We start from the raw sequence: 22,282 nt of genomic DNA, 5'->3' as shown, positions 1-22,282 counted from the left end.
GTCCGGGACGGCCACGCTTCCGGACCATATGGAGACAAGCAGCCCGCGAGGCGTTCCCCGACGCCGGTTTCGCGGAGCCCGCCGACGAGTCGGTCCTGGCGGAGACCGAGCGCAAGCTGGGGGAGGAACTACCGTCCGAGCTCAGGCAGTTGCTGCTGGAGAGCAACGGAATCGTCGGGCGGACCAGCGTGGACACCGTCTGGACCGTCGAGCAGATCGCCGAGCAGAACCTCCACTTCCGTACGGACGGTTCCTTCGCCCGGCTGTACATGCCGTTCGACGCACTCCTGTTCTTCGGGGACAACGGTGGCGGCGACCAGTTCGCCTTCGTGCGGACGCCGCGGAGGCCGGACGCCTTCGTCTGGGAGCACGAGACCGACAGCCGCCGCTGGGTGGCCGGCGGTCTCCGGGACTACCTCGGACGCTCGCTCGCCGACGGCGGAGACGACTGGTACCGGTAGCCCTCCGGCTCACTGGGACATCAGCGTCCCGGCGCCTCTTCCCCAACGCCACCGTCCCGGCCTCCCGAGTGGTGGGAGGCCGGGACGGGTGTGCGGGTGTGCGGGTGTGCGGGTGCGCGGGTGCGCGGTGTCAGCGCGCGTCGCGCAGGAAGACGGAGCGCTGGACGGACTGGTGGCCGTTCGACTCCGCGCTCACCCGGATGTCCACGTCGGCGCCGTACTTCGGGGCCTCCTTGAACGTGGCTCGGAAGGTGTACTCGACCGTGTTGCCGTCACGGACGCCCGGCACGTTCGGGTCGACCGTGACCAGGCCGCACTCGTCCTTCAGCTCGACCGGCTTCCACACGTCGCCGACCCGGGCCTCCACCGTGACGTCGTTCGGGGTCGGCCCCTCGGAGCTCCAGACGGTCACCCGGGGGCGCAGGCCCGCGGTGCCGTCCGGCGAGGAGACCCGGAAGCTGAACGGGATCGGGTCCGTGGTGATCACGCCCTTGGCTGGCGGCATCACCGAGAGCATCTCCGGGCTGTGGCTGTCGACGACCGTGGCGTTCAGCTCGGCCTTCGCCATGTCCAGGTAGTTCTTGGAGTGCGGCACGGGGGCGTCCGCCTCGATCGTGATCTGCCCCGGGCGGTTGGCCAGGGACAACCGCATCCGGAACTCGATGGTCCGGCTCTCGCCGGCGGCCAGGGTGAAGGCCGCGTCGTCGGCGGTACCCGCGTAGTCCATCCCGCCGCCCTGGCTGAGGTGGTCCAGCGTCTTCCAGCCGGAGGCGTCCTTGCGCTCCAGGGTGCCGTCCGCCATCGCGAGCACCATGGTGCAGGGCGCGCCCTCGTACTGCTGGGTGGCCACCACCGGGGCCACGCTGCGGGTGCCGGTGGCGTCGTTGTTCTTCCAGGTGACGGTGAAGGGGACCAGGTCGTTCAGCCCGATCTTCCCGCCCTCGCTCAGGCCGCCGAAGGTGATGCCGATACCGCTTCCGCCGGACGGGGCGGGGGCCTTCGGCGCGGCGGGCTTGGCCGCGGCCTTCGCGGCGGCCTTGACGTCGGTCTTGGCCGTTGCGGCCCCGGCGGCGGGGGCCTGCCCGGCCGGGGTGGCGGCGGCCGGGGCCGCCTCGGCGGTCGGCGCGGCCGGGGCGGGGACGGTCGGGACGGCGCCCGCACCGGGGGTGGCCGAGGAGGTGGTGGCCGGGGCGGAGGCGGGAGCGGAGGCGGCGACGGAGGCCCCGCCCTCGGTCGGGCCACAGGCGGTGACACCGACGGCGGTGACGACGGCCAGCGGGACGATCTTCGCAATACGGGCGATAACGGACGCGTTCATGTGACAGTCCCCCCAAGGACATGGTGATGGTGGTGATCGAATGAGCGGGCGCCTACTGTCGCGCCCCGAGGAGTCGGCCCGAGCCCCCCGGCTCCGCCGGCTCGCTCTCCCCGCCTCTCACCCTGATAGACGTCCATCCCGCCGGGGGGTTGCAGCCGGGTTCGAAGAAATTTTTCCCGGCCCCGCATCCGCCCCCGCCCCTGGACCGAGGGCGGCGTCCAACGCCCCCGGCCCGCGACGCGTTCGCGCAGGTTCTGGACGCGGTGCGAGCGGAGCCCGGCGCCGACCCGGCCGCTGCCACCGCCATCCAACTGCCTGCGCGAGTTCGCCCTGACCAACCCTGCCGGGGGCCATCCGCCCAAGCACGGCGGTGAGTTCACCTTCGGCGCCCCCGGCACCCGGGGCGACGGGCAGGCTGTCACCGCCACCGCGCCCCACCGCCGTATGGAGGTCCTATGTCAGCCGGAGCACCGGAGCCTCCTCCGGTCTCTGCGCCTCATCGATGGCCGGGTCAGTTTCGACGCCAACGGTTCCGGAACGCGCGCGCCCGGCGCCTCCCTGCGGGACGCCGGGCGAGCACCTGGGCCCCGAGGCTCAGTAGACCCGGTCACACCGCTGGGAGCCGTAGCCGAAGCTCCCGTCCGGATGCTTGTACATCATCTGGACGCACACGAGGCCCGCGCCACGGCCGCCGAAGGTACTCGTGTTCTCGAAGTCGTACCACCGCTTGGTCTCGGTGTCGGCGTGGAGCCCCGGGCCGCTGAAAGCGAAGAAGCCCTCGAAGGTGGAGGCGCCGGCGGCCGAACTGCGCTTGTAGGCATGCGTTGCGTACCCGTCAGGGCCGCCGGTGACGAACAGACACACCAGTTCGGTGCACTGCATGGACTCCGCCTGGGCCGGAGCGGACAGCAGCCCGACCGAGGACACCGCCACCAGTCCCGCCGCAGCCAGGCCGCTCTTCAACCTGGTTGACCACTGACGGAGGGCTGTTCGGGATGATCCAGTGCGCATCGCTCGTCGTCCTCTCCTGGACCCGGCACCGCAGTACCGGGAGAAAAGCCCTGCCTCGACGCGAAACATGGCTCGGATCCTAGAAGTTGATGAATCGCCACCGCTGATCGGCAGGAGGGTTGGTGCTGTAGTCGCAGGTGGCCTGCAGGATCGGGACGTTCAGGTTCGTGTTCTGGGGGACCAGGCACGTGCCTGTCGCCCTGTTCACGAGACGCTTCCACTGCGGGTCGGCCGCATTGATGGTGTCGATGTACCAGTCGGCATCCGCTCCGGCGGCCCCGCAGTCTATCTGGCGTGCCTCTTGTTGGGATCGTGCGAGCAGGCAGAGCCGACTGTTCACGTTGGCGAGGAAGTAATAGCTCTCGCCGAGGTACTGGTGCTTCTCCCACTTCTGGTCCGCATACCCGGCACACTCCACCTGTGCGAGGCCGGTCTCGCTTCCATGGCCGGGCCCGAGAATGCACCGCTCACTGTTGTAGTTCTGGATGTTGTACGGGGTCCAGGACGACACAGCCGCCGGAGCGGCAGCGGTCGTGCCGGGAACGCCGAGGATCGTCAGTGCCCCTGAACCGAATACTGCCAGTACCGCCGTGAGCCTCTTCATGACGTACCCCTTTCGGAAGGAAATCCGCCCGCCCGGCACGCCCGCGGAACCCGCCGGTGCCCTTCCGGCACCGCGGAACCGTCCTTCGTAGCCGCCTCATCGAGCACGGGACTTGCCGGGCCATGGGCAGTCTCTCCGGAAACTCAAGGGAATCCCAAGGCGCAATCAGGCCAACGTGACAAGTCCTTTGCTTACGTTTCGGAATGACACCTAATCCCCGTGGGATGCAAAGTGGACCGAACCAGCGGGAGTAAGAGGCGGTGCAGGCGGCAGCCGTATGCGTGGCGCGCGATCAGCGCCCTGAGTAGACCCCGTTGGACCCCGGCACACGTGGTGGCGCCGCACGCCGCCGATCATCCGGTGAGGGCGCACTGCGTCAGTTCGCCCTGGCGAACTCCAGTCACCCGAACCACACGGTCCGGAGCCGTGTGCTGCCCGCCTGTCTACGGTGGCGCGACGCCAACGCCCGCCACCACGACGTCCCGGCCGCCCAAACGCAAGGGGCGCGCCCGCATCCGCGGCGAGAAGGGCCTGCGCCGGGGCGGCAGGCCCGTCCTCGCCGCGTGATCAAGCAACCCGGCGAACGAACTCGCAGTGCTAGAGCTGGCTCAGGATCGTCGGGTCCGTGATCTTCGTGTCCTCGGCCAGCATCATCGCCTTGCTGAGGATCACGGCCAGCAGGCGGTCGCCCTCGAAGGGGAGGTAGCCGGTCTGCGGGGCGGCCGCGGCGGACTTCGGGACGATGCACAGGTACTGGTCGTTCGGCGTCATCAGGACGTTCCCCGAGCCGAGGTGGATCTTGTACGTGTGGCGCTCGCCCTTCACGTGCAGGAAGCGGCCCTCAAGGGTGCAGCGGTCGGCTATCGCCAGCCGGGGCACGAGCCGCTCCAGCAGCATGCGGCGCGTCTCGGCACCCTGGCCGAGCTCACCGAAGCCGTACGACCTCCAGTAGTCCCTGAAGCGGCCCTCCGGTCCGCCGTCCTGCCAGGCCGGGTCGTTGCCGATGCTGGCCACGCCCACGAACAGGTCCACGTCGCGCAGGACTTCGGACAGCACGAGCGGCGGGACCTCGGCGAGCTGGACGGGCTCCACCGGCCCGGCGCCGGCCGCCGACCACATGCGGTACTCACCGCCGTAGCAGTCCGCCGCGTTCTCCGGCGCGTCGATCGGGTAGAAGCGGACCTGGTCGGTGGCCAGACGCAGGTAACTGCCCGACTCGGTGGTGTCGTCCCCGTACTCGTCGCCCTCCCCGTGGATCCAGTACTCGGCGCGCAACCCCCACTGCGGCAGCGCACGGGTGGCGGGCGGGGCCGAGTCGTCGACCATCAGGCGCAGCTTGTTGCGCCACCCCCGGGCCGACGTCAGGGAGTGGAACTGGTGCTGGCGCAGGACGTGCGCGGCGAAACGGTTGGAGTACGTCCCCGTCGCGCGCTCGGCGTCGGTCAGCAGGTACACCTCGCGGTGGGCCTGCTTGAACGGCTGGGTGATCTCGTGCCGCTCCAGCCAGTCACGCCAGGCCACGACCTGGGCGGGCTCGTGGCCCACCGGGTGCCAGAGCCGGACCTCGGCCCCTTCGCGCACCGGGTCGTCGGCGAGGGTGCGCAGCTCGCCGTCCGCGAATCCGACGGTCGTGCCGTCGACCGTCCACAGCAGCCGTCGGGCCAGGGTGCCGACCAGGGGGTGGTCGAGGTACCGCTCGCGCCAGGCGGTGTACGGCCAGGTGCGGCGGCCGAGGAACTGCCGGTCCAGACGCTCGCTCTGGGCGGAGAGCATCTTGTCGATGTCCTTGACCGCCGTCTTCAGCTCCTTGAGCTGCTCGGCGTGGTCGCGCTTGACGGCGGCGGGCACGCTCTTGACCTCCTTGCCCGCGGCGTTGCGCCAGCCGAGGAACACCCTGGTGCCCCGGACCTCCAGGACCGCCGTGGCCTCGCCCAGACGCGGCTCGGCCCGGCCGACCCCGGTCAGCCCGTAGGCGGGGACGGCGATCTCCTCGACCTCCTCGCGGGACAGGCCCAGCGCCTCGGCCCGGGTCCGGAGCGCGGTGTCGAGCAGCTTGAGCGTGCCCTTGTACGTCACGCGGGTGGCCAGGCGGGCGAGTTCGGCGAGGGCCGCTTCGCCGTCGATGCGGGAGAGCGCGGTCGTGGCGGCGTTGGCGACCTTCGGGTTGCGCGGGCCGAGCCCGGGGATCTTCCTGAGGGAGGTCTCGACCAGCGCGCCGAGGGCGCGGGCGGTGTCCGGATGGGCCGGCAGCAGGGCGAGCATCCAGGTCAGTCCGCGCAGGGCGTTGGCGTTGTACGGGTCGTAGGCGCTGTGTCCGTCGGACCCGAGGAGTTCATGGTTCAGCGCGAAGGTGCGGCGGCCGACGAGGGCGAGCCAGGGCAGCAGGGTGGTCCGGACGCGGTCGGCACCGAGGGGGAGGATCAGGCGTTCGGCCCGCTGCTCCCACGGGCGGGAGGGCTTGGCGGCTGTGGCGGTCGTCGCGTGCCGCAGGAGTGCCTGCCAGTCGGGGTCGTCCAGGGTGTCCCGCAGGGCCTGCTCGGCCCATTCCTCACCGACGTTGAGGACGGGCTCGGTGAGCGTGCCGGCGAACTCGACGAGCGGCTTCCTGCCGTAGGTGTCCAGGGCCGAGCGCCGGAAGACGGCCACGACCTCGGGAGTGAGGGGGCGGCCGGCCCCGAGCTCGGCCTCGGCGAGGAGCAGGTGACGGCCGCTGTGCACCACGGAGTTCTCGTGGCCGAGCTCGTCGAGCTTCTCCGTGCGCTCCGCCGTGAGCCGGTCGCCGGGCAGACCGTGCGCGACGACAGCCAGCAGGATGAGAACGTTCCCGCGGGCGACCGGGCCGGCCTCGGCCGAGTGGTACTGCCCGACCAGCGCGTCGGCGAGCGCGGTCCGGGCCTCGGACGGCAGCGCGCGCAACTCGGCGAAGGCGCCATCCCACCGTCCCTCCCAGTAGCCGCTGTGCCTCCCTGTTCCCAGCTTCAGCAGCTCGACGGCGAGGTCATCCGCCTCTCCTGCGTACTGCCGGACCAGCTCCGTGATCTCCTGGAAGTCCATCACCGTCATCCCCCCACCAGCGGAACGAGCTTCAGGAACGTGACCTCGGTGCCGAGGCCGAGCTCGACCTCCTCCTCCGCGTCGGTGACCTGGCGTTCCCCCACCAGCACCAGGAAGCCGTTGCCCGCGAACGCCCGGAGCGCCAGCTCGCTCTGCGCCTCCGGATCGATCCGGCGCGGCGTGCGCAGGGCGTACCCGTTCAGCACCCGCTCGGCATCGTGCGGCCGCACCAGCCCCTGGAACACCTGCGGTGCCTTCGCGTTGTACTCGGCGACCTCCTGGAATACTCTGCGCCGGATCAGCTCACGCACGGTGAGCCTCTCCTCGAGAACCTCCAGTTCCCACCCGTCGCTCCGGTCCCCAGCCGTCGTCTCGTCGACGAACATCACGATTGCCATGCCGTGAACAGTACGGGCCCACCCTGACACTGACGTTCGACAGAGTGGTGCGGGACTGCTGGAGCCGAGCCACCCGTGCCTTGGCCGGCAGGCCGACCGGACCGGAGGGTGGGGCACCCGGAGGGGTGCCCCACCCGTGCGGCCCGCTAGCCGGCGTGGAGGGCGAGGGTCGGGGAGAGGCGGGCGGCCCGGACGGCCGGGTAGAGGCCGGCGACCGTGCCGATGAGCAGGGTGGCGGCGAAGCCCCCGGTGACGGCCCACGGGGGGACCACCCAGGGCAGGCCGCCCGAGGCGGCGAAGGCGTAGGTGGCGGCCGCGCCCAGGGCCACGCCGGCCAGTCCGCCCAGTCCGGAGAGCAGGAGGGACTCCGTCACGAACTGGAGGCGGATCTGGCCCCTGGTGGCGCCCAGGGAGCGGCGCAGTCCGATCTCGTGGCGCCTCTCCAGCACCGAGATGATCATCGTGTTGGCGACCCCGACGCCGCCGACCAGGAGCGCCACCCCGCCCAGCCCGAGCAGGAGGTCGGTGAACGCCCCCTCGGTGGCGGCCTTGGCCTGGAGCGCCGAGGAGGGGTCGGTGACCTGCACGTTGTGCGGGTTCTGCGGATCGACGGTGCGGGGGATCAGCTCGCGGACCGCGCTGACCGTCCGGTCCGTCGACCGTTCGTAGATCTGGGTCGGGTGGCCGTCGAAGCCCAGCAGCGTGCCGGCGCCGTCCCAGCCGACCAGGGCGGCCCGCTCGATCTCGGGAGCCAGCGGCAGCGGGTCGAGGATGCCGATGACGGTGAAGTACCGGTCGCCGATGTGGACCTGCTGCCCGGGGGCGGTGATGCCCAGGCGCTGGGCCGCGACGTGTCCGAGCACCGTCGACGGGTAGCGCCCGTTGGCCTCGTTGAGCCAGGTGCCCGAGCCGACCGCGCCGCGTACGACGTCCAGCAGTCCTTCGGTGGCGGCCTTCACGGTGATGCCGCCGGTCTCGTCGTCGGGGATCTTCTCGCTGCGCCGGACGGACTGCGCCAGGTCACCGGTCGCGCCGACCTGCTCGACCCCGGGGACGCGGCTCAGCATGCCGACCGACTCCTCGGGCAGCTTCACCTTCTCGCCGAACAGCCCCTGGCCGGGGGAGGCCACCAGCAGGTTGGTTCCCAACCGGTCGAGCTGACGCAGGAGTTGGGCCTTGCTGGAGGAGGAGATGCCGACCACCGCGATCATGGTGGCGATGCCGATGGCGATGCCCAGCGCGGACAGCACCACCCGCAGCGGCCGGGTGCGCAGGCCGGCCGAGCCGACGTGGAGGACGTCACGGGGGCCGAGCCGGGCCGGGGAGAGCCGTGTGCGGCTCATCGCTCCCCACCCCGATCGGCCGGGACGGCGGCGCCGGTGCGCAGGTCCGCCACGACGCGGCCGTCGCGGATCCGGACCTGGCGGGGCAGGCTGTCGGCGATCTCGCCGTCGTGGGTGATCACCGCGATGGTGGCACCGTCGGCGTTGAGGTCGTGCAGCAGCTCCATCACCGCTTCGCTCGAGGCGGAGTCCAGCGCGCCGGTCGGCTCGTCGGCCAGCAGCAGGTCCGGCTCGCCGACCACCGCCCGGGCGATCGCCACCCGCTGCCGCTGGCCGCCCGACAGCTCGTGCGGCCGGTGGTGCATGCGGTCCGCGAGCCCGACCCGCTCCAGGGCCAGGGCCGCGCGCCTGCGGCGCTGGGCGCGCGGCAGGCCCGAGTAGAGCAGGCCCTCGGCGACGTTGTCCCGGGCGCTGACCCCGGCCACCAGGTGGAAGGACTGGAAGACGAAGCCGATGTGCCGGGCGCGCAGGGCGGACAGCCGGCGGTCGGAGAGGGCGGCGACGTCGTGGCCCGCCAGGGTGACGGATCCGGCGCTGGGCCGGTCCAGGGTGCCGACGATGTGCAGCAGGGTGGACTTGCCCGACCCCGAAGGGCCGACGATGGCGAGCAGTTCGCCGCTTCCGATGCGCAGGTCCACCCCCTGCAGCGCCACGACCCCGCCCGGATACTCCTTGGTGACCTGGTTCAACTCGACCACCGCGCTCATGACGTGGGCACCCCGACCTTCATTCCCTCGGCCAGGCCGGTCCCGCTGACCTCGACCCGGCCCTGTCCGAACATGCCGAGCTCGACCGGGACTTCGCGCACCTTCCCGTTCTCCACGACCTGGATGCCGAAGCCCCCGCCGGTCAGCGCGAGCAGGGCGTTGACCGGTACCGTCAGCACGCCCTCGCGGACCTCGCCCTCGAGCTCGACGGTGACCGGCGCCTGGTCGAAGCCCTCCGCCTGCCCCGGGTCGTCGAAGACCACCCGGGCGGTGATCTTGGCGGGCTTGTCCTGGGAGCCCTGCTCCTTGGCGTCCTCACCGATGGTGCGGTCGACGGAGGCGACCTTGCCCTTGGCCCTGCCGCCGCCGGGCAGAGCGACCTCGACCCTGGTACCGGGCTTGGCGAGGTCGGCCCGGGAGACCTCGATCCTGATCTGCACCTGCCGTTCGGAGCCGGTGGTGGTGAGGACCGGCTTGCCGGGAGCGACCTGGTCGCCGACGGCCGCGTCGTTCTTCTTGATCCGCACCGGACCGGGCGAGAAGGCGATCTGCTCGGGGCCGATCTCGCCGGTCTGGGCCAGACCGTGGGCCTTCTGCCAGCGTTTGACCGCCTCCACGGTGCCGGGGGTGAACTCCTCGTCCGCGGCCAGCCCCTTGCCGTGGCCCAGGGCGCGGAGGTTCTCCTTCAGCTGTCTGACGTCCGGCCCCTTGTCGCCGGCCTTCAGCGTCCGGTACACGGGGCGCTCGCCGACCAGGAGCCGGACCTTCCGGCCGTCGACCTCGTAGAGGACCCCGTCGCGTTCCACCACCGCGCCGGCCTCCGGGAGCCAGGTGAGGGTGCCCGTCACACCGGCGTTGAACCGGCGCTCCTCGGCGTACCCGAGGGTCCCGTCCACCTGGGTCCGGCTGCTCAGGTCCTGTCGTTCCACCGAGCCCGTGCTCGGCGGCAGCCCGTCCGTGCGGTCCGTGCCGGCGCTCGCGCCGCCGCCGGTCTGCGACAGGGCCGTGACCCCGCCCACCAGCGAGACCGAGGTGACCAGCGCGGCGATCAGGTACGTTCGGCGGCTCCGCCCGCGCTCACTCCGCATTCTGACCACTGCACGCCTTGTTCGCCTTGTCGAACCTGTCCTTGTCGGGGCCCTCCGGGACCTTCATCGCCTGTCCCGACATCGCCGAGTCGCCGTCGAACTTCGGGTCCGGCATGTCCACACCGTTACCGCGCATGCACTGGGCGAACTTGAGAGCCCTGTCCTTGTCGGCCTGGGACATCTTCGAGCCGCCCGCGCCGCCGACTCCACCGCAGGCCTTGAGGGCTTCCGCCATCTTGTCCTGGCCGCCCTCGAGGACCAGGCCCCGCGGGTCCTGGCCCGGCTCCGGCTCCTTCACCTGGGCGCCGTGTTCGCGCAGGCACTTACGGTGCTCGTAGGCCTGGTCCGCCGCCGCGCCCCTGCCCGACGAGTCCGAGCCGCCGCCCCCGCCGGAGCCCGTGGCGCCTCCGCCACAGGCCGCGGTGAACAGCGCCATCCCCGCCACCAGCACGGCCGCCGCGCCGTACCTGTGGTTCCGCATGTGGTTCCGCATGGAATTCCTCCGTGTCCGATTGCGAGTGGCCGGCCACCGTGTCCGATACGTCTCCGATACCGGGTGACCGACGACGCAGAGGCTGGCACGCACCCGCGTTTCGCCGCTGTCAGCCGAGACCTTTACGGCGACGAAAGGTGGCTTTCAGGTACACCTGATGTCATGCGTGTACTGATCGTGGAGGACGAGGAATTCCTGGCGGACATGATCGCCGAGGGATTGCGGCGCGACGCCCTGGCCGTCGACGTCGTGTACAACGGCGCCGACGCGCTGGAACGGCTGCGCCTCACCGACTACGACGTGCTCGTACTCGACCGCGACCTGCCCGGAGCGCACGGCGACGAGGTGTGCCGGAGCGTCGTCGAGCAGCGGCTGCTGACCCGGGTGCTGATGCTCACCGCCGCCGGCACCGTCCGCGACCGCGTCGACGGCCTGGACCTGGGCGCGGACGACTACCTCACCAAGCCGTTCGCCTACGAGGAACTGCTGGCCCGGGTCCTGGCCCTCGGCCGCCGCACCCACCCCGCCCTTCCGCCGGTCATCGAACGTGCCGGCATCACCCTCGACACCGCCCGCCGCCAGGCCTTCCGGGAGGGCCGCTACCTCGCCCTGTCCCGCAAGGAGTTCGGCGTCCTGGAGGTGCTGATGCAGGCCGAGGGCGCCGTGGTCAGCGGTGAGGACCTGATCGACCAGGTGTGGGAGCGGAACATGGGATACCGCACCAACGCGGTCCGGGTCGCCCTCAGCAAGCTCCGCGCCAAGCTCGGCGAGCCCTCGGTCATCGACACCGTGCCCGGCCACGGCTACCGCATCGGCGTCCCGGCGTGAGGCGCTCCGCCCCGATCGGCCCGAACCGCCTTCCGCTGCTTCCGCTGCCGGGCAGAGCGCGCCCGCGGCTACCAGGCAGAGCACGCCCGCGGCTGCCGGGAGGGGAGCGGGGCCGGCTGACCATGCTCTACGGCGGGCTGCTCGTCCTCGCCGGGGCCATGCTCATCGTCCTGGTCAACTTCCTGGTCCGGGAGGGGCTGTACACCTCGATCAGCACGGCCGTCGCCGTCGAACCGCGACTGGCCACGCTGGCGACCCCGGACCCGGCAGCGGCGGCGAAGACCCTCATGGTGGGAACCGCCGCACCCGCGAACGCCCTACCCGGAACCGACCCCGCCGGAACCGACTCCGCCGACGGCGGACAGTCCCACTTCCAGGCCGTCAAGGTCGTCACCCAGGCCGCCGAGCAGGCCGCCCAGAACCAGCTGCTGACCGTCTCCCTGATCGCCCTGGCCGCCTTCGCCGTCATCTCGATGGCACTGGCCTGGTGGATGTCGGGACGGGTGCTGCGCCCGGTGGCGGTGATCACCAACACGGCGCGGCGGCTCTCGGGCGAGAACCTGCACGAGCGGATCGCCCTCGACGCACCCCCGGGCGAACTCAAACAGCTCGCCGACACCTTCGACGACATGCTCGACCGCATGGAGCAACTGGTCGGTGCGCAGCAGCGGTTCGCGGCCAACGCCGCACACGAACTGCGCACCCCGCTCGCGGTGCAGCGGGCCGCGGCCGAGATCGGGCTGGCCACCGGGGACCCGGCCGCCGTCGCCCGGGTCCGCCGCAAACTGATCGAGGTCTCCGAGAGCAGCGAACGGCTCATCGAGGGCCTGCTGTTGCTGTCCGTCTCCGACCAGAGGCTGGACCACCGCGAACCGGTCGCACTGGACCAGCTGGCCCGCGCGGTGGCCGCCGAGTGCGCCGCCCCGGAGGAAGCCCGGACGAACGGCGTCACCGTCCGGACGGACACCGCCCCCGTGTCCGTCGACGGTGATCCGGTGCTGCTGGCACACCTGATACGCAACCTGGTCGGCAACGCCCTGCGCTACAACCACGACGGCGGCCGGGTCGACGTCGACGTGCGCGACGGCGTCCTGGAGGTCGCCAACTCCGGCCCCCAGGTGCCGCCGGAGACGGTCCCCTATCTCTTCGAGCCCTTCCGCCGCCTCCAGGAGCGTCGGCACAGCCCGCGTGAGGGCGCGGGCCTGGGCCTGTCCATCGTCGCCTCCATCGCGCGCGCCCACCACGCCACCGTCACCGCCGACCCCGGCAGCACGGGCGGACTGCGCGTCCGGGTCGAGTTCCCCACGGCCTGACCCGGCGGGCGGCGGCACCCGCAGGGCACGCGATCGGCCTCGCCCACCGCCCCGGCGCCTACTGGGCGCTGGGTTCCCGGGTCGCCGTGCGGTAGAAGTTCAGCGAGACCGGTCCCTTCGTGCTGGTCGCCTCCGGGCTCTTGCCCGTCATCTTCCGCTTCTCGGCAGCGTGGTACCGGAGGTCCTCGACGCTGTCCGCCGGCGGGACCGGATTGTCGGCCTCGAAGAGCTGGGAATGTCCCGAGTCGGCCACGACGAAGGTGTCCCCGTGCATGTTGGCCTGGCTCTCGCCCGCGTCGCCGAAGTTCGCCGCCACCAGGATGTGGACGCCTTCGTACGGTTCGTTCCAGAGGCTCTCCGCGGCGTTGTCCGAGCAAATTTGGAGGCGGACCTGAACGCCCTTCACCGTGGTCTCGAAGTTCTCCTGCCCGATGGCGAAGAAGCCTTGCTCCATCTCCTCCTGTGAACGGTCCGGAGCTCCTCCCCAGTCCGGCGCCTCGAAACGCTTCGTGTAGGTCTTCGGATCCTGGCCGCCCTGGAAGACACGCGCGTAGTTGTCGAACACGGTCACGTTGCCCGACCCGTCGGGGTCAGGGCCTTGCTCCCAGATCTCCTCCAGCTCCGCTACCGAGTCCTTGGCGTATCCGTTGTCGGCACCCATGTTCTCCTTGAGCCGCTTCCGGCCCTCCTGCTGGTCGGCGCGCGCCTGGTCCGATTCGTGCGCGTCGAGGGAACGTCGGCGGCCGATGGTTCCCGGCACCACCAGGTAGTTGCTGGGCAGGATCGCCAGGCGGTCGGCGAGCCACTCGTCCACGCCGGCCGCCTGGTCCCCGCTCAGGAAGTGGGTGCCCTGGCCGCTGAAGTAGTACTCCGGCGCGGTGAAGATGTACACCTGCTCGGGGTCGTACCGCTTGCTCCATTCGAGGAACGCGGTGTCCAGCGCCTCGCCCAGGAGCTTCTTCTTCTTATCCAGCTCGACGGCCGACCACTGCGCACCCGCTTTCATCACCTTGTCCGTGGGGGCCTGGACGCTGGCGATGTGGACACCGGTCCTGTCCGCGCCGATCTCCGTGTCATGGGGATCGAACGTCTCGCGCGCCCACGGCTCGGTGCTCCCGAGGCGCCCGCCGGCGGCCTCCGCGAGGTTCGCCGCGACCTCGCGGTCCTCCTCCGCCGTCGCGCGCTGCACCGCTACGTCGGTACGGGTGCCGACGGCGGCTCCGCCCTCGGTCCGCGCCGGCGGATGCACCGACCGCCGCATGACGCGAACGGCGTTGGCCTCGGCCTCGCGTTCGAAGCGGTCGGAGGGGTCGGAGACCTTCAGCCCGGTGCCGTCGTCCGTTCCGGCGACGGGGCCCTGGCGCTGCTGGATGACGTGGGTGAGTTCGTGGGCGAGGGTGTGCTTGTCGCCTCCGCCCTCGCCGATGACGACGTGGTGGCCGGAGGTGTAGGCGCGGGCGCCCACGTCCACTGCCGAGGCCCGCGCGGCGGCGTCCGTGTGGATGCGGACGTCCGAGAAGTCCGCGCCGAGCCGGCCTTCCATCTCGGTGCGCGTGCCGTGGTCGAGCGGACGCCCCGGGGAGCGCAGGACGTCCTGGACGGTGGAGCGCTGAACGGCGTGTTCGGCCTGCCCGTAGTCGAATTCGCCGCCCTGCCGGGGCTCTTCCTGAGCCCCTGGCCGTCCGGTCCGGCGGAGCATCCGGACGACCGCCGCGTTGCCGACGCTGCGCTGGAGGGCCAGGAGAGGCGGCGCGCCCCCGATCGCGGGCTTGCTCGCCGGTGGACGGCTGCGCTCGGCCTCATCGGTCTTCGCGCTGTGCTGGGCGTGCATGGTCTCCCTCTCGCACGGCAGGCGGTCACCCTCCTGACTAACAGACGGGCAGGGGCTCCACCAGAGGCGTGAAGGCAGTCCGGGCTGCCTGATCGGGCACGACGCGCTGCCCGTCGCGCAGGCACGGCCACCGTTCGGCCGTACGCCATCGCCCTGCGCGCGGGCCTGCTGCGGCACCCGGCCGCCGGATCGGCCGCGCTTGCCCCCGGGTGGGCTGCGGGACGAGGCTGGAGGGGAGAGGGAAACGGGTGCGGGAGGCGTCGCTCGTGGACGGAGACGAGCCTGTCGGCCGGTCCGCCGGCGGGCACCGGAGTGTGCCGCACACGGCCGACCTGCGGGTCGAGGCCTGGGCGCCGACGGCGGAGGGCTGTATCGGCGAGCTGGTGTACGGCGTCGTCGGCAGTTTCGCCGACCTGGCCGGCGCGCGGATCGTCGGTGAGCGCGGCTGCACGGTCCTCGCGGTGAGCGATCCGGACCTGCTGGCGGGCGTCCTGGAGGAGGTCGTCTACCGGATGGACGTCGACGGCGAGCTGCCGGTGGCGGTGGCGGTCGGCCCGATCGAGGGCCTGGACGGCGCCCGTCGGGTGGCGGTCCGGTTCCGGATGGCCGACGCCGCCACGGCCGTCCTGGTCGGCGCCGTGCCGAAGGCCGTCTCACTGCACGACCTGGACCTGAGCGCCGGGCCGGACGGCTGGACCTGCCAGGCCACGGTGGACGTCTGAGCCCGGTCCCGGCGCGGTGGGCCGGAGCCGCGGGAGCGGGGTGAGCGAGGTGGAGATCGCACTGACCGAGGCCGGCCGGTACCGCTGGCGGATCGAGCCGCGCCCGCCGATGCGGGTGCCCGGGGTGGTGTTCGCGAGCGCCGCGCTGCTGCCGCAGGCCGCCGGGGACAAGGCGCTGGAGCAGGTGGCGAACGTGGCGACGCTGCCCGGGATCGTCCGCGCCTCCTACGCGATGCCGGACGTGCACTGGGGCTACGGCTTCCCGATCGGCGGGGTCGCCGCGACCGACGTTGAGCGGGGCGGGGTGGTCTCGCCGGGCGGGGTGGGCTTCGACATCTCCTGCGGGGTCCGGCTGCTGGCGGCCGGGGTCGGCCGGGACGAACTCGACCCGGAGCGGATCGGCCGCCTGATGGACCTGCTGGACCGCACCGTCCCGCGCGGCCTGGGCCGGGGCGGCCTGTGGCGGCTCGGCGGACCGGAGGAACTGGACGAGCTGCTGATCGGCGGTGCCCGCTACGCCGTCGAGCACGGCCACGGTGTGCCGCGCGACCTGGAACGCTGCGAGGACCGCGGCGTGCTGGCCGGCGCGGCTCCCGGGGAGGTGAGCACCCGGGCCGTCGAGCGCGGGCTGCAGCAGGTCGGCAGCCTCGGCTCGGCCAACCACTTCCTGGAGGTGCAGGCCGTCGACCGGGTGCACGACCCGCGGACCGCCGCCGCCTTCGGACTGCGGCCGGGCCAGGTCTGCGTCATGATCCACTGCGGTTCGCGCGGCCTCGGCCACCAGATCTGCACCGACCACGTCCGCGCCATGGACCGCGAACTGCACCGCTACCGGATCGAGCTCCTGGACCGCCAGCTCGCCTGCACCCCGGTCGACTCCCCGCGCGGCCGCGCCTACCTGGGCGCCATGACCGCGGCCGCCAACTACGGCCGGGCCAACCGGCAGCTGCTCGCCGAGGCGGCCCGCCGCGCCTTCGCCACCGTGCTCGGCGTCGGGCTGGAGCTGGTCTACGACGTCTCGCACAACCTCGCCAAGCTGGAGACCCACGAGGTCGACGGCGAGTTCCGGACGCTGTGCGTGCACCGCAAGGGCGCCACCCGGGCGCTGCCGCCGGGCGACCCCGACCTGCCCGCCGACCTGGTGGAGGCCGGGCAGCCGGTGCTGGTGCCGGGCACCATGGGCACCGCCTCGTACGTCATGGTCGGCCTGCCCGGCAACGAGGCCTTCCGCTCCGCCTGCCACGGCGCCGGGCGGGTGCTGAGTCGCCACCAGGCGCTGCGCACCGTGCGCGGCGAGCGGTTGAAGAGCGAGCTGGAGGCGCGGGGGATCGCGGTGCGGCCGGCCTCCTGGCGGGCGCTGGCCGAGGAGACCCCCGAGGCGTACAAGGACGTCGACGCGGTGGCCGCCGTGACCGAGGCGGCGGGGCTCGCCCGGCAGGTCGCCCGGCTGGTGCCGCTGGGGGTGTGCAAGGGGTGAGACACCCTCCGTTTCGGCCGCGTCCCTCGACTCGCCCGGCCGGGCGCGCTTGGATGTCGGACGCGTCCGTCACCGGGGCGCGTCCGGCGACGGATCGCATCCCGTCGCTGGAGCCCGTCCGGCACCGTCGGGCGCGTCCCTCACAGGAGGTGGTCATGCCGGGAAGTCCGGATCCAGCCGTCGACCGGCGGGGCACCGGAGGCGGTCCGGTGATCGAACTGCGGGCGCTCACCAAGCGCTACGGCAGTACGGTCGGCATCGAACAGCTGGACGTGTCGGTCGAGGCCGGCGAGGTGTTCGGCCTGCTCGGCCCCAACGGCGCCGGCAAGACCACCACGCTGCGCTGCCTGGTCGGCCTGCTCGGCCCCAGCGACGGGCAGGTGCGGGTGCTCGGTCTGGACCCGGTGGCCGACCACGGCCTGCTCGCCCCCTCGATCGGCTACCTGCCCGGCGAACTGCGGCTCTACCCCGAACTCACCGGGCAGCAGACTCTCGACCTGCTCGCCGCCCTCCAGGGCGCCCCGGTCCCGCGCCAGCGCGAGCTGTGCGAGCGGCTGAAGCTCTCCCGGGCCGACCTGGCCCGGCCGGTGGGGCAGTACTCGCGCGGCATGAAGCAGAAGCTCGGACTCGTCCAGTCGCTCCAGCACCGGCCGCCGGTGGTGGTGCTGGACGAGCCGAGCGAGGGGCTCGACCCGCTCGTCCAGGAGACCTTCTACGAACTGCTCGCCGAGGAGGCCGCGGCCGGACGGACCGTCCTGCTCTCCAGCCACGTGCTGCCCGAGGTGCAGCGGACCTGCGGCCGGGTCGCCATCGTCCGCCACGGCCGGCTGGTCACCGTCCGCTCGGTGGCCGAGCTGCGCCAGGCCCGGGCCCGCCGGGTCCGGCTGCTCCTCGACGACGGGCGGGGCGCCCGGCCGCTGGGCGCCGCCGAGCGGTGGTCCCCGCGCTGGGACGGCCCGCGGGTGGAGCTGCTGGTGCCGCCGGACGAGGTGGTCGCGGCGGTGCGCACCCTGCTCGCCGAACTGCCGGTGGCCGACCTGACGGTGGAGGAGGCGGGCCTGGACGAGGCCTTCCTCGACCTCTACCGGTCCGTCGGGGCCGAGGAGCCTTCGACCGGCGGCAGCCGGCCGGAACCGGAGGAGCGGCCGTGAACCCGGGCACCGTCAACCGCCGCCTCCCGCTGGTCTGGCTCGCCCTGCACCGGCGGCGCCGGATGTTGCTCTCCCTGCTGTTCGGCATGGTCGTCTTCGAGGCCCTGATCGTGGTGATCGCCGGGACCATCCCGCCCGGCGACCTGTTCGGCGGCGGCCGCACCCCGCCCGGCGCGTTCAAGGCCTTCAGCGGTTCCAACGGCGACGTCTCCATCGCCAGTTACCCCGGCCTGCTCGGCGCCGGACTCACCCACCCGTTCTGGATCGCCCTCCAGCTGACCGTGATCGGCTCGCTCGGCGCCGCCGCCGTCGCGGCCGACGTCGAGTCCGGCACCATCGAGCTGCTGATGACCCGCCCGGTCTCCCGCCGCCGACTGCTCGCCGAGCGGACCGGCGCCCTGGTCGCCGCCTCGGTGCTGCTCAACGCCGCCGCCACGCTGACCCTCGCGCTCGGGGTGGCGGTCTCCGCGCCGCTGCGCGAGGCCGTCCCGGAGGGCGCGGTGTTCACCGCCGGACTGCTCGGCTGCGCCCTCGCGTTCTGCCTGACCGGACCGGTGCTGGCGGTCTCCGCGGTCAGCCGGCGGCGGGCCCATGTGGTCGGCGCGGCCGTCGCCTTCGGCGCGGTCGGCTTCGCGCTCAACTTCGTCGCGCTGGCCTGGTCCCCGGCCCGGTCGTTGCGCTACCTCAGCCCGTTCCACTACTACGCGCCGGGCGACGTGCTCGGCCACGGAGGGGTGCCGTGGGCGGCGTTCGGCGTGCTGCTCGGGGTGGGGCTGCTCGGGCTGGTGGCGGCCTTCCGGCTGCTGGAGCGGCGGGACCTGGCGGTCTGATCCCGGGGCGCGGTGTGTGGCTGGTGGGCGGCTGGTCGGCGGGGGTGCGGCCGGTCAGCCCCAGGTGCGGGCCGCGGCCAGCAGGTGTTCGCGGACCAGGGCCACGTGCGGGTTGGCCGAGCCGGCCGGGCGGCGCACCAGGTAGGCGGTGTTGATCGGCGGATCGGCCGGCTCGTGCAGCAACCGCAGGGCCCCGGAGGCGAGTTCGGCCCGGCACAGGTAGCCGGGCAGCACGCTCCAGCCCGCGCCCGCGGTCACCGCCGAGAGCAGCGCCCGCAGGTCCGGCACGGTGACCGCGGCCCGGGCGTGCAGCCGCCGGTCGAAGACGTGCCGCCAGTAGCGGCGGGCGATCGGCAGGTCCTCGGCGTAGCTGAGCAGCGGTGCCTCGGCCAGCGCGTCGGGCAGCTCCCGGCCGGCCAGCCGCTCGGCCCAGACCGGGGCCGCGACCAGGACGAACTCCTCGTCGGCGAGCGGTTCGGCGAGCAGCGTCCGGCCGCGCGGACGCCGGGTGGCGACCACCAGGTCGTGCTGTCCGGCGCGCAGTTCCGCCAGCAGCGGGTCGGTGAGCCCGCCGGTCACCCGCAGCTGGACGCCCTGCGCGACCAGCGGGGCCAGCTCGGCCAGCAGGACGGTGCCGAGGAACTCGGCCGGCCCGGCCAGGTGCACCGGCTCCGGTGTGCCGCCGCCGCGCCCGTCGGCGAGGTCCGCGAGCCGGTCCAGGGGCCCGGCCAGGCGGGCGGCGAGGTCGTCGGCGTACGGCAGCGGGCTGACCCCGCGGGCCCGGCGTTCGAACAGCTCCCGGCCGAGCCGCTGCTCCAGTGCCCGGATCTGCGCGGTCACCGTGGACTGGGAGAGGCCCAGCAGGTGCGCGGCCGCGGTGAAGGAGCCCGCCCGGTGTACGGCGAGGAAGGTCCGCAGCTGGTTGAGGTCCAGCGGGCCGGAGCCGGTGGCCGGGCGATCGCTCATGCCCGTGAGCGTACGGGATTCCGATGGCTCGGCGGTGGGCCCGATGGTGGCCCCGATGGTGGGTTCGGCGCTGAGCGCGGCGACCGGCTCGACGGTCCGGGTGAGGTATCGGAATCCCGATGCCTCGCATCGCGTGGCCCATTGGTTCCCGCGGGCCGGGCGCGTCTAGCGTCGACCGCGTGAGCGCCGCGGCGGACCGTCGTGGCGGAGACCGCGGCACCCCCGGAGGCACACCCCATGGCCGACATCCTGTTCGTCCTGACCGGTTCGAAGGTCTGGACCCTGAACGACGGCACTGAGCACCCGACCGGCTTCTGGGCGGAGGAGGCGGTCGTCCCGTACCGCGCCTTCACCGAGGCCGGCCACCGGGTCGCCGTCGCCACCCCCGGCGGTGTCGTCCCGGTCGCGGACCGGGCCAGTCTGACCGACCCGGCGATGGCCGAGGAACTGGCGGGGATCGCCGAGTTCCGGCAGCCGCTGGTGCTGGCCGAGGTCGACCCGGCCGACTACGACGCCGTGTTCTACCCCGGCGGCCACGGCCCGATGGAGGACCTGGCGGTCGACGCCGACTCCGGCCGGCTGCTCACCCGGGTGCTCGCCTCCGGGCGCCCGCTCGGAGTGGTCTGCCACGGCCCGGCCGCGCTGCTCGCGGCGCGGACCGAGGACGGCGGCTCGCCCTTCGCCGGGTACCGGGTGACCGGCTTCACCAACGCCGAGGAGACCCAGGCCGGCCTGGCGGACCGCGCGCCGTGGCTGCTCCAGGACCGGCTGGTCGGGCTCGGCGTGGACTTCGAGGAGGGCGAGCCCTGGGCGCCGCACGCGGTGGTCGACCGCAACCTGGTGACCGGTCAGAACCCGGCCTCCTCGGCCCTGGTGGCGACCGGGCTGCTGCGGCTGCTGAAGGACGCGGGGAAGTAGGGGAAGTAGCGGCGGAACGGCCGGTCCGTGCGGTCGCCCGTGCACGGGAGCTGTCTGAACGGGTGAGGAGCCCACGGCGGGTACGGCGCGGGCATGTGCCCGCGCCGTACGGCCGTCCTCGGCGCCCGCCCTCGGGATCCCCGCCCGGCCGGGCCCCGTCAGTGCAGGTCGTAGGCGGTGAGGGGGTGCCCCGCCCAGATCCGGCGGGCGGCCTGTTCCGGGTAGCGGACGGTCTCCGAGCGGGCGTCCAGGACGCGGGTGAGCTGCTGGTCCGGATCGAAGGCGGGCCACCCCGGGTCGCCGGTGGTGGCGAACCGGACCCAGGCCCGGCGCAGCTCCGCCGACACCCGGACGGCCTCCGGCGGGGGCGGGTCGCCGAGCGACTGCCGCGCCGTCGGGCTGTCCAGGCTGCCGAACGCGAGCGGTACGTCCAGGCCGTGGCAGGCGCCGAGGACGCCGCCGAGGGCGGGGGCGGGCAGGGCGAGCTCGAAGAGGTACGAGGTGCCGCCGGCGGCCGCGTTGGCCTCGGCCAGCCGGAGGGACGGCACCCGGAACAGGGCGTCGGAGCCGACGGCTTCGAGGAGTTCGGAGGGCGTCGCGCCGGGGAGGGCGGACCGGTAGGCGTCCGGGCCGCCCGGCGTCGGCGCGAACGCCTTCAGCATGCGCCGCGCCTCCTCCTCGGTGAAGCCGCCGTGTCGGCCGCTGAGGACGCTGAACAGCCGGAACTCGTCCCGGGTGTGACCGACCAGCAGGTCCACGCCGGCGGTCAGCGCCGACCACGGGGAGCCCGGCAGGACCTCGCCGTCGACCACCGGGACGGTGGCGATGCCGCTCCGTGCCAGTCGGCCCCAGCGTGCGACGTGGTCCGGCAGCGCGGCATTCAGCTCGGTGACCGCCGAGGCCAGGCGCCAGGGGTGCACCTCGGCCAGCGCGGCGGCGGTGGGGACGGTGCCGAGCAGTTTCGCGAGCTCGGCGGTGACCTCGGCGGCCAGCGCGGGGGTGCAGTGGTTGCCCGGCACCGAGTGGGCGACGGCCCGCCGGAACAGGCCGCGGGCCGGGTCCATCGCCAGCAGGGCGGCGACCGAGCCGGCGCCCGCGGACTGCCCGGCGACGGTCACCCGGGCCGGGTCCCCGCCGAACCGGGCGATGTTGCGCCGCACCCAGTGCAGGGCGGCGATCTGGTCCAGGAAGGCCCGGTTGGCCGGGGCGCCCTCCAGCAGGGCGAAGCCCTCGGCGCCCACGCGGTAGTTGACGGCCACCACGACCAGCCCGGCGGAGGCCAGGGCGGTCGGGTCGTACAGCGGGTCGCCGGCGGTGCCGGACATGAATCCGCCGCCGTGGATCCAGACCAGGACCGGCAGCCCGGCCGCGCCCGGATCGGGCGTGCAGACGTCGAGCGTCAGCCAGTCGGTGTCCTCGGACGACTCGCCGGACCCGGCGGGCATCGGCCCGGACTGGGGGACGACGGGGCCGAAGGCGACGGCCTCGCGGACGCCGTCCCACGGCTCGGGGGCGGCGGGGGCGGCGAAGCGGAGGGCTCCGACGGGCGGCTGGGCGTAGCGGATGCCGCGGAAGACGGCGAGTTCCCGGCCGCCTCGCTGCTCGTGGTGCTGCTCCGAGTGCTGTTCCGGCTCGCGCCGCGGCTCCCAGCGGCCGCGGACGAGTCCTTCGGTGGTGCGGATGACGGGCTGCTCCGACATGTGGACGCTCCTCCCTCGGAAGGCTTCCCACGTTATAGGTCAGATGTATTATGTCAAGCGTATGGAAAA

The 22,282-nt window shown here is 73.1% G+C and carries 20 protein-coding genes and 1 pseudogene; 9 read left to right on the top strand and 12 right to left on the bottom strand.

Translation table 11 applies throughout. The features are described 5' to 3' along the window. Nucleotides 1-26: 26 nt before the first annotated feature. On the top strand, nt 27-461 hold the full coding sequence (locus ACWDD9_RS38025; protein WP_387824501.1) for an SMI1/KNR4 family protein: 435 nt from the start codon (nt 27-29) through the stop codon (nt 459-461). A gap of 130 nt (nt 462-591) precedes the next feature. Here the strand turns inward: ACWDD9_RS38025 and ACWDD9_RS38020 are convergent, their stop codons facing one another. From ACWDD9_RS38020 to ACWDD9_RS38010, 3 genes are all read right to left on the bottom strand, one after another. Beyond that, nucleotides 592-1,779, bottom strand: coding sequence for a hypothetical protein (locus tag ACWDD9_RS38020; protein ID WP_449814133.1), 1,188 nt, complete (start codon nt 1,777-1,779; stop codon nt 592-594). Nucleotides 1,780-2,373: 594 nt separating this feature from the next. Then, nucleotides 2,374-2,742 carry a hypothetical protein gene (locus ACWDD9_RS38015; protein WP_074003555.1) on the bottom strand — a complete coding sequence of 123 codons (369 nt, stop codon included), beginning with the start codon at nt 2,740-2,742 and terminating at the stop codon, nt 2,374-2,376. A 127-nt stretch (nt 2,743-2,869) separates the two neighbouring features. Further along, nucleotides 2,870-3,394, bottom strand: coding sequence for an RICIN domain-containing protein (locus ACWDD9_RS38010; protein ID WP_449814132.1), 525 nt, complete (start codon nt 3,392-3,394; stop codon nt 2,870-2,872). 365 nt (nt 3,395-3,759) lie between these two features. Here ACWDD9_RS38010 and ACWDD9_RS38005 point away from each other — a divergent pair. Next, nucleotides 3,760-3,961, top strand: a pseudogene (locus ACWDD9_RS38005) (IS630 family transposase); the annotation flags it as partial. A 30-nt stretch (nt 3,962-3,991) separates the two neighbouring features. Here the strand turns inward: ACWDD9_RS38005 and ACWDD9_RS38000 are convergent. The 6 genes from ACWDD9_RS38000 to ACWDD9_RS37975 all read right to left on the bottom strand — a co-directional run bounded on the left by ACWDD9_RS38000 (nt 3,992) and on the right by ACWDD9_RS37975 (nt 10,465). Beyond that, complete coding sequence (locus tag ACWDD9_RS38000; RefSeq protein ID WP_449814154.1) at nt 3,992-6,448, bottom strand: DUF4132 domain-containing protein; 2,457 nt, start codon at nt 6,446-6,448, stop codon at nt 3,992-3,994. Between the two features lie 5 nt (nt 6,449-6,453). Next, nucleotides 6,454-6,846, bottom strand: coding sequence for a hypothetical protein (locus ACWDD9_RS37995; RefSeq protein WP_074003552.1), 393 nt, complete (start codon nt 6,844-6,846; stop codon nt 6,454-6,456). A gap of 146 nt (nt 6,847-6,992) precedes the next feature. Beyond that, nucleotides 6,993-8,189, bottom strand: a complete 1,197-nt coding sequence (locus ACWDD9_RS37990; protein ID WP_074003551.1) for an ABC transporter permease — start codon at nt 8,187-8,189, stop codon at nt 6,993-6,995. Continuing rightward, the gene (locus tag ACWDD9_RS37985; protein ID WP_074003550.1) at nt 8,186-8,896 is read right to left on the bottom strand and encodes an ABC transporter ATP-binding protein; all 711 of its coding nucleotides are present in this window, start codon (nt 8,894-8,896) and stop codon (nt 8,186-8,188) included. The genes ACWDD9_RS37990 and ACWDD9_RS37985 overlap by 4 nt, the downstream gene beginning before the upstream one ends. Continuing rightward, a complete protein-coding gene (locus ACWDD9_RS37980) occupies nt 8,893-9,984 on the bottom strand; it encodes an efflux RND transporter periplasmic adaptor subunit (RefSeq protein ID WP_375874926.1) in 1,092 nt (363 codons plus the stop codon). The genes ACWDD9_RS37985 and ACWDD9_RS37980 overlap by 4 nt, the downstream gene beginning before the upstream one ends. Beyond that, nucleotides 9,974-10,465, bottom strand: coding sequence for a hypothetical protein (locus tag ACWDD9_RS37975; RefSeq protein WP_449814131.1), 492 nt, complete (start codon nt 10,463-10,465; stop codon nt 9,974-9,976). The genes ACWDD9_RS37980 and ACWDD9_RS37975 overlap by 11 nt, the downstream gene beginning before the upstream one ends. 174 nt (nt 10,466-10,639) lie before the next feature. Here ACWDD9_RS37975 and ACWDD9_RS37970 point away from each other — a divergent pair, with 174 nt between their 5' ends. Together ACWDD9_RS37970 and ACWDD9_RS37965 are read left to right on the top strand one after the other, a co-directional pair. Beyond that, nucleotides 10,640-11,305: a response regulator transcription factor gene (locus tag ACWDD9_RS37970; protein ID WP_049650922.1), complete on the top strand. Its 666-nt coding sequence runs from the start codon at nt 10,640-10,642 to the stop codon at nt 11,303-11,305. A 122-nt stretch (nt 11,306-11,427) separates the two neighbouring features. Further along, the gene (locus tag ACWDD9_RS37965; RefSeq protein ID WP_449814130.1) at nt 11,428-12,618 is read left to right on the top strand and encodes an ATP-binding protein; all 1,191 of its coding nucleotides are present in this window, start codon (nt 11,428-11,430) and stop codon (nt 12,616-12,618) included. 58 nt (nt 12,619-12,676) lie between these two features. Here ACWDD9_RS37965 and ACWDD9_RS37960 read toward each other — a convergent pair whose 3' ends face one another. Further along, on the bottom strand, nt 12,677-14,449 hold the full coding sequence (locus ACWDD9_RS37960; protein WP_449814129.1) for an eCIS core domain-containing protein: 1,773 nt from the start codon (nt 14,447-14,449) through the stop codon (nt 12,677-12,679). 266 nt (nt 14,450-14,715) lie between these two features. Between ACWDD9_RS37960 and ACWDD9_RS37955 the strand changes: the two genes are divergently transcribed. The 4 genes from ACWDD9_RS37955 (at nt 14,716) to ACWDD9_RS37940 (ending at nt 18,629) form a co-directional block, all read left to right on the top strand. Next, nucleotides 14,716-15,171 carry an archease gene (locus ACWDD9_RS37955; RefSeq protein ID WP_375874923.1) on the top strand — a complete coding sequence of 152 codons (456 nt, stop codon included), beginning with the start codon at nt 14,716-14,718 and terminating at the stop codon, nt 15,169-15,171. Between the two features lie 49 nt (nt 15,172-15,220). Continuing rightward, nucleotides 15,221-16,648, top strand: coding sequence for an RtcB family protein (locus ACWDD9_RS37950; RefSeq protein WP_449814127.1), 1,428 nt, complete (start codon nt 15,221-15,223; stop codon nt 16,646-16,648). Nucleotides 16,649-16,803: 155 nt separating this feature from the next. Then, nucleotides 16,804-17,799, top strand: a complete 996-nt coding sequence (locus tag ACWDD9_RS37945) for an ABC transporter ATP-binding protein (RefSeq protein ID WP_449814126.1) — start codon at nt 16,804-16,806, stop codon at nt 17,797-17,799. After that, nucleotides 17,796-18,629: an ABC transporter permease subunit gene (locus ACWDD9_RS37940; RefSeq protein WP_449814125.1), complete on the top strand. Its 834-nt coding sequence runs from the start codon at nt 17,796-17,798 to the stop codon at nt 18,627-18,629. The genes ACWDD9_RS37945 and ACWDD9_RS37940 overlap by 4 nt, the downstream gene beginning before the upstream one ends. 54 nt (nt 18,630-18,683) lie before the next feature. Here ACWDD9_RS37940 and ACWDD9_RS37935 read toward each other — a convergent pair whose 3' ends face one another. Continuing rightward, the gene (locus ACWDD9_RS37935) at nt 18,684-19,595 is read right to left on the bottom strand and encodes a LysR family transcriptional regulator (RefSeq protein WP_375874919.1); all 912 of its coding nucleotides are present in this window, start codon (nt 19,593-19,595) and stop codon (nt 18,684-18,686) included. Between the two features lie 237 nt (nt 19,596-19,832). Here ACWDD9_RS37935 and ACWDD9_RS37930 point away from each other — a divergent pair, with 237 nt between their 5' ends. Then, entirely contained in the window at nt 19,833-20,513 is a 681-nt protein-coding gene (locus tag ACWDD9_RS37930; RefSeq protein ID WP_375874918.1) for a type 1 glutamine amidotransferase domain-containing protein, read from the top strand. A 158-nt stretch (nt 20,514-20,671) separates the two neighbouring features. Here ACWDD9_RS37930 and ACWDD9_RS37925 read toward each other — a convergent pair whose 3' ends face one another. Further along, entirely contained in the window at nt 20,672-22,213 is a 1,542-nt protein-coding gene (locus ACWDD9_RS37925; RefSeq protein ID WP_049652502.1) for a carboxylesterase/lipase family protein, read from the bottom strand. Between the last annotated feature and the right edge of the window lie 69 nt (nt 22,214-22,282).

The sequence above is a fragment of the Kitasatospora sp. NPDC001119 genome (assembly GCF_053598475.1).
Note: the sequence above shows the minus strand (reverse complement) of the source record. Positions and strands in the feature narration are given on the sequence as shown.

Excerpts from the sequence above, each read along its gene's own strand:
- ACWDD9_RS37975 (WP_449814131.1), bottom strand. The coding sequence starts at position 10,465 with ATGCGGAACCACAGGTACGGCGCGGCGGCCGTGCTGGTGGCGGGGATG.
- ACWDD9_RS37990 (WP_074003551.1), bottom strand. The coding sequence starts at position 8,189 with ATGAGCCGCACACGGCTCTCCCCGGCCCGGCTCGGCCCCCGTGACGTC.
- ACWDD9_RS37965 (WP_449814130.1), top strand. The coding sequence starts at position 11,428 with ATGCTCTACGGCGGGCTGCTCGTCCTCGCCGGGGCCATGCTCATCGTC.
- ACWDD9_RS37925 (WP_049652502.1), bottom strand. The coding sequence starts at position 22,213 with ATGTCGGAGCAGCCCGTCATCCGCACCACCGAAGGACTCGTCCGCGGC.
- ACWDD9_RS37945 (WP_449814126.1), top strand. The coding sequence starts at position 16,804 with ATGCCGGGAAGTCCGGATCCAGCCGTCGACCGGCGGGGCACCGGAGGC.
- ACWDD9_RS37980 (WP_375874926.1), bottom strand. The coding sequence starts at position 9,984 with ATGCGGAGTGAGCGCGGGCGGAGCCGCCGAACGTACCTGATCGCCGCG.
- ACWDD9_RS37995 (WP_074003552.1), bottom strand. The coding sequence starts at position 6,846 with ATGGCAATCGTGATGTTCGTCGACGAGACGACGGCTGGGGACCGGAGC.
- ACWDD9_RS38020 (WP_449814133.1), bottom strand. The coding sequence starts at position 1,779 with ATGAACGCGTCCGTTATCGCCCGTATTGCGAAGATCGTCCCGCTGGCC.
- ACWDD9_RS38000 (WP_449814154.1), bottom strand. The coding sequence starts at position 6,448 with ATGGACTTCCAGGAGATCACGGAGCTGGTCCGGCAGTACGCAGGAGAG.
- ACWDD9_RS37930 (WP_375874918.1), top strand. The coding sequence starts at position 19,833 with ATGGCCGACATCCTGTTCGTCCTGACCGGTTCGAAGGTCTGGACCCTG.
- ACWDD9_RS37970 (WP_049650922.1), top strand. The coding sequence starts at position 10,640 with ATGCGTGTACTGATCGTGGAGGACGAGGAATTCCTGGCGGACATGATC.
- ACWDD9_RS37960 (WP_449814129.1), bottom strand. The coding sequence starts at position 14,449 with ATGCACGCCCAGCACAGCGCGAAGACCGATGAGGCCGAGCGCAGCCGT.
- ACWDD9_RS37935 (WP_375874919.1), bottom strand. The coding sequence starts at position 19,595 with ATGAGCGATCGCCCGGCCACCGGCTCCGGCCCGCTGGACCTCAACCAG.
- ACWDD9_RS38010 (WP_449814132.1), bottom strand. The coding sequence starts at position 3,394 with ATGAAGAGGCTCACGGCGGTACTGGCAGTATTCGGTTCAGGGGCACTG.
- ACWDD9_RS37985 (WP_074003550.1), bottom strand. The coding sequence starts at position 8,896 with ATGAGCGCGGTGGTCGAGTTGAACCAGGTCACCAAGGAGTATCCGGGC.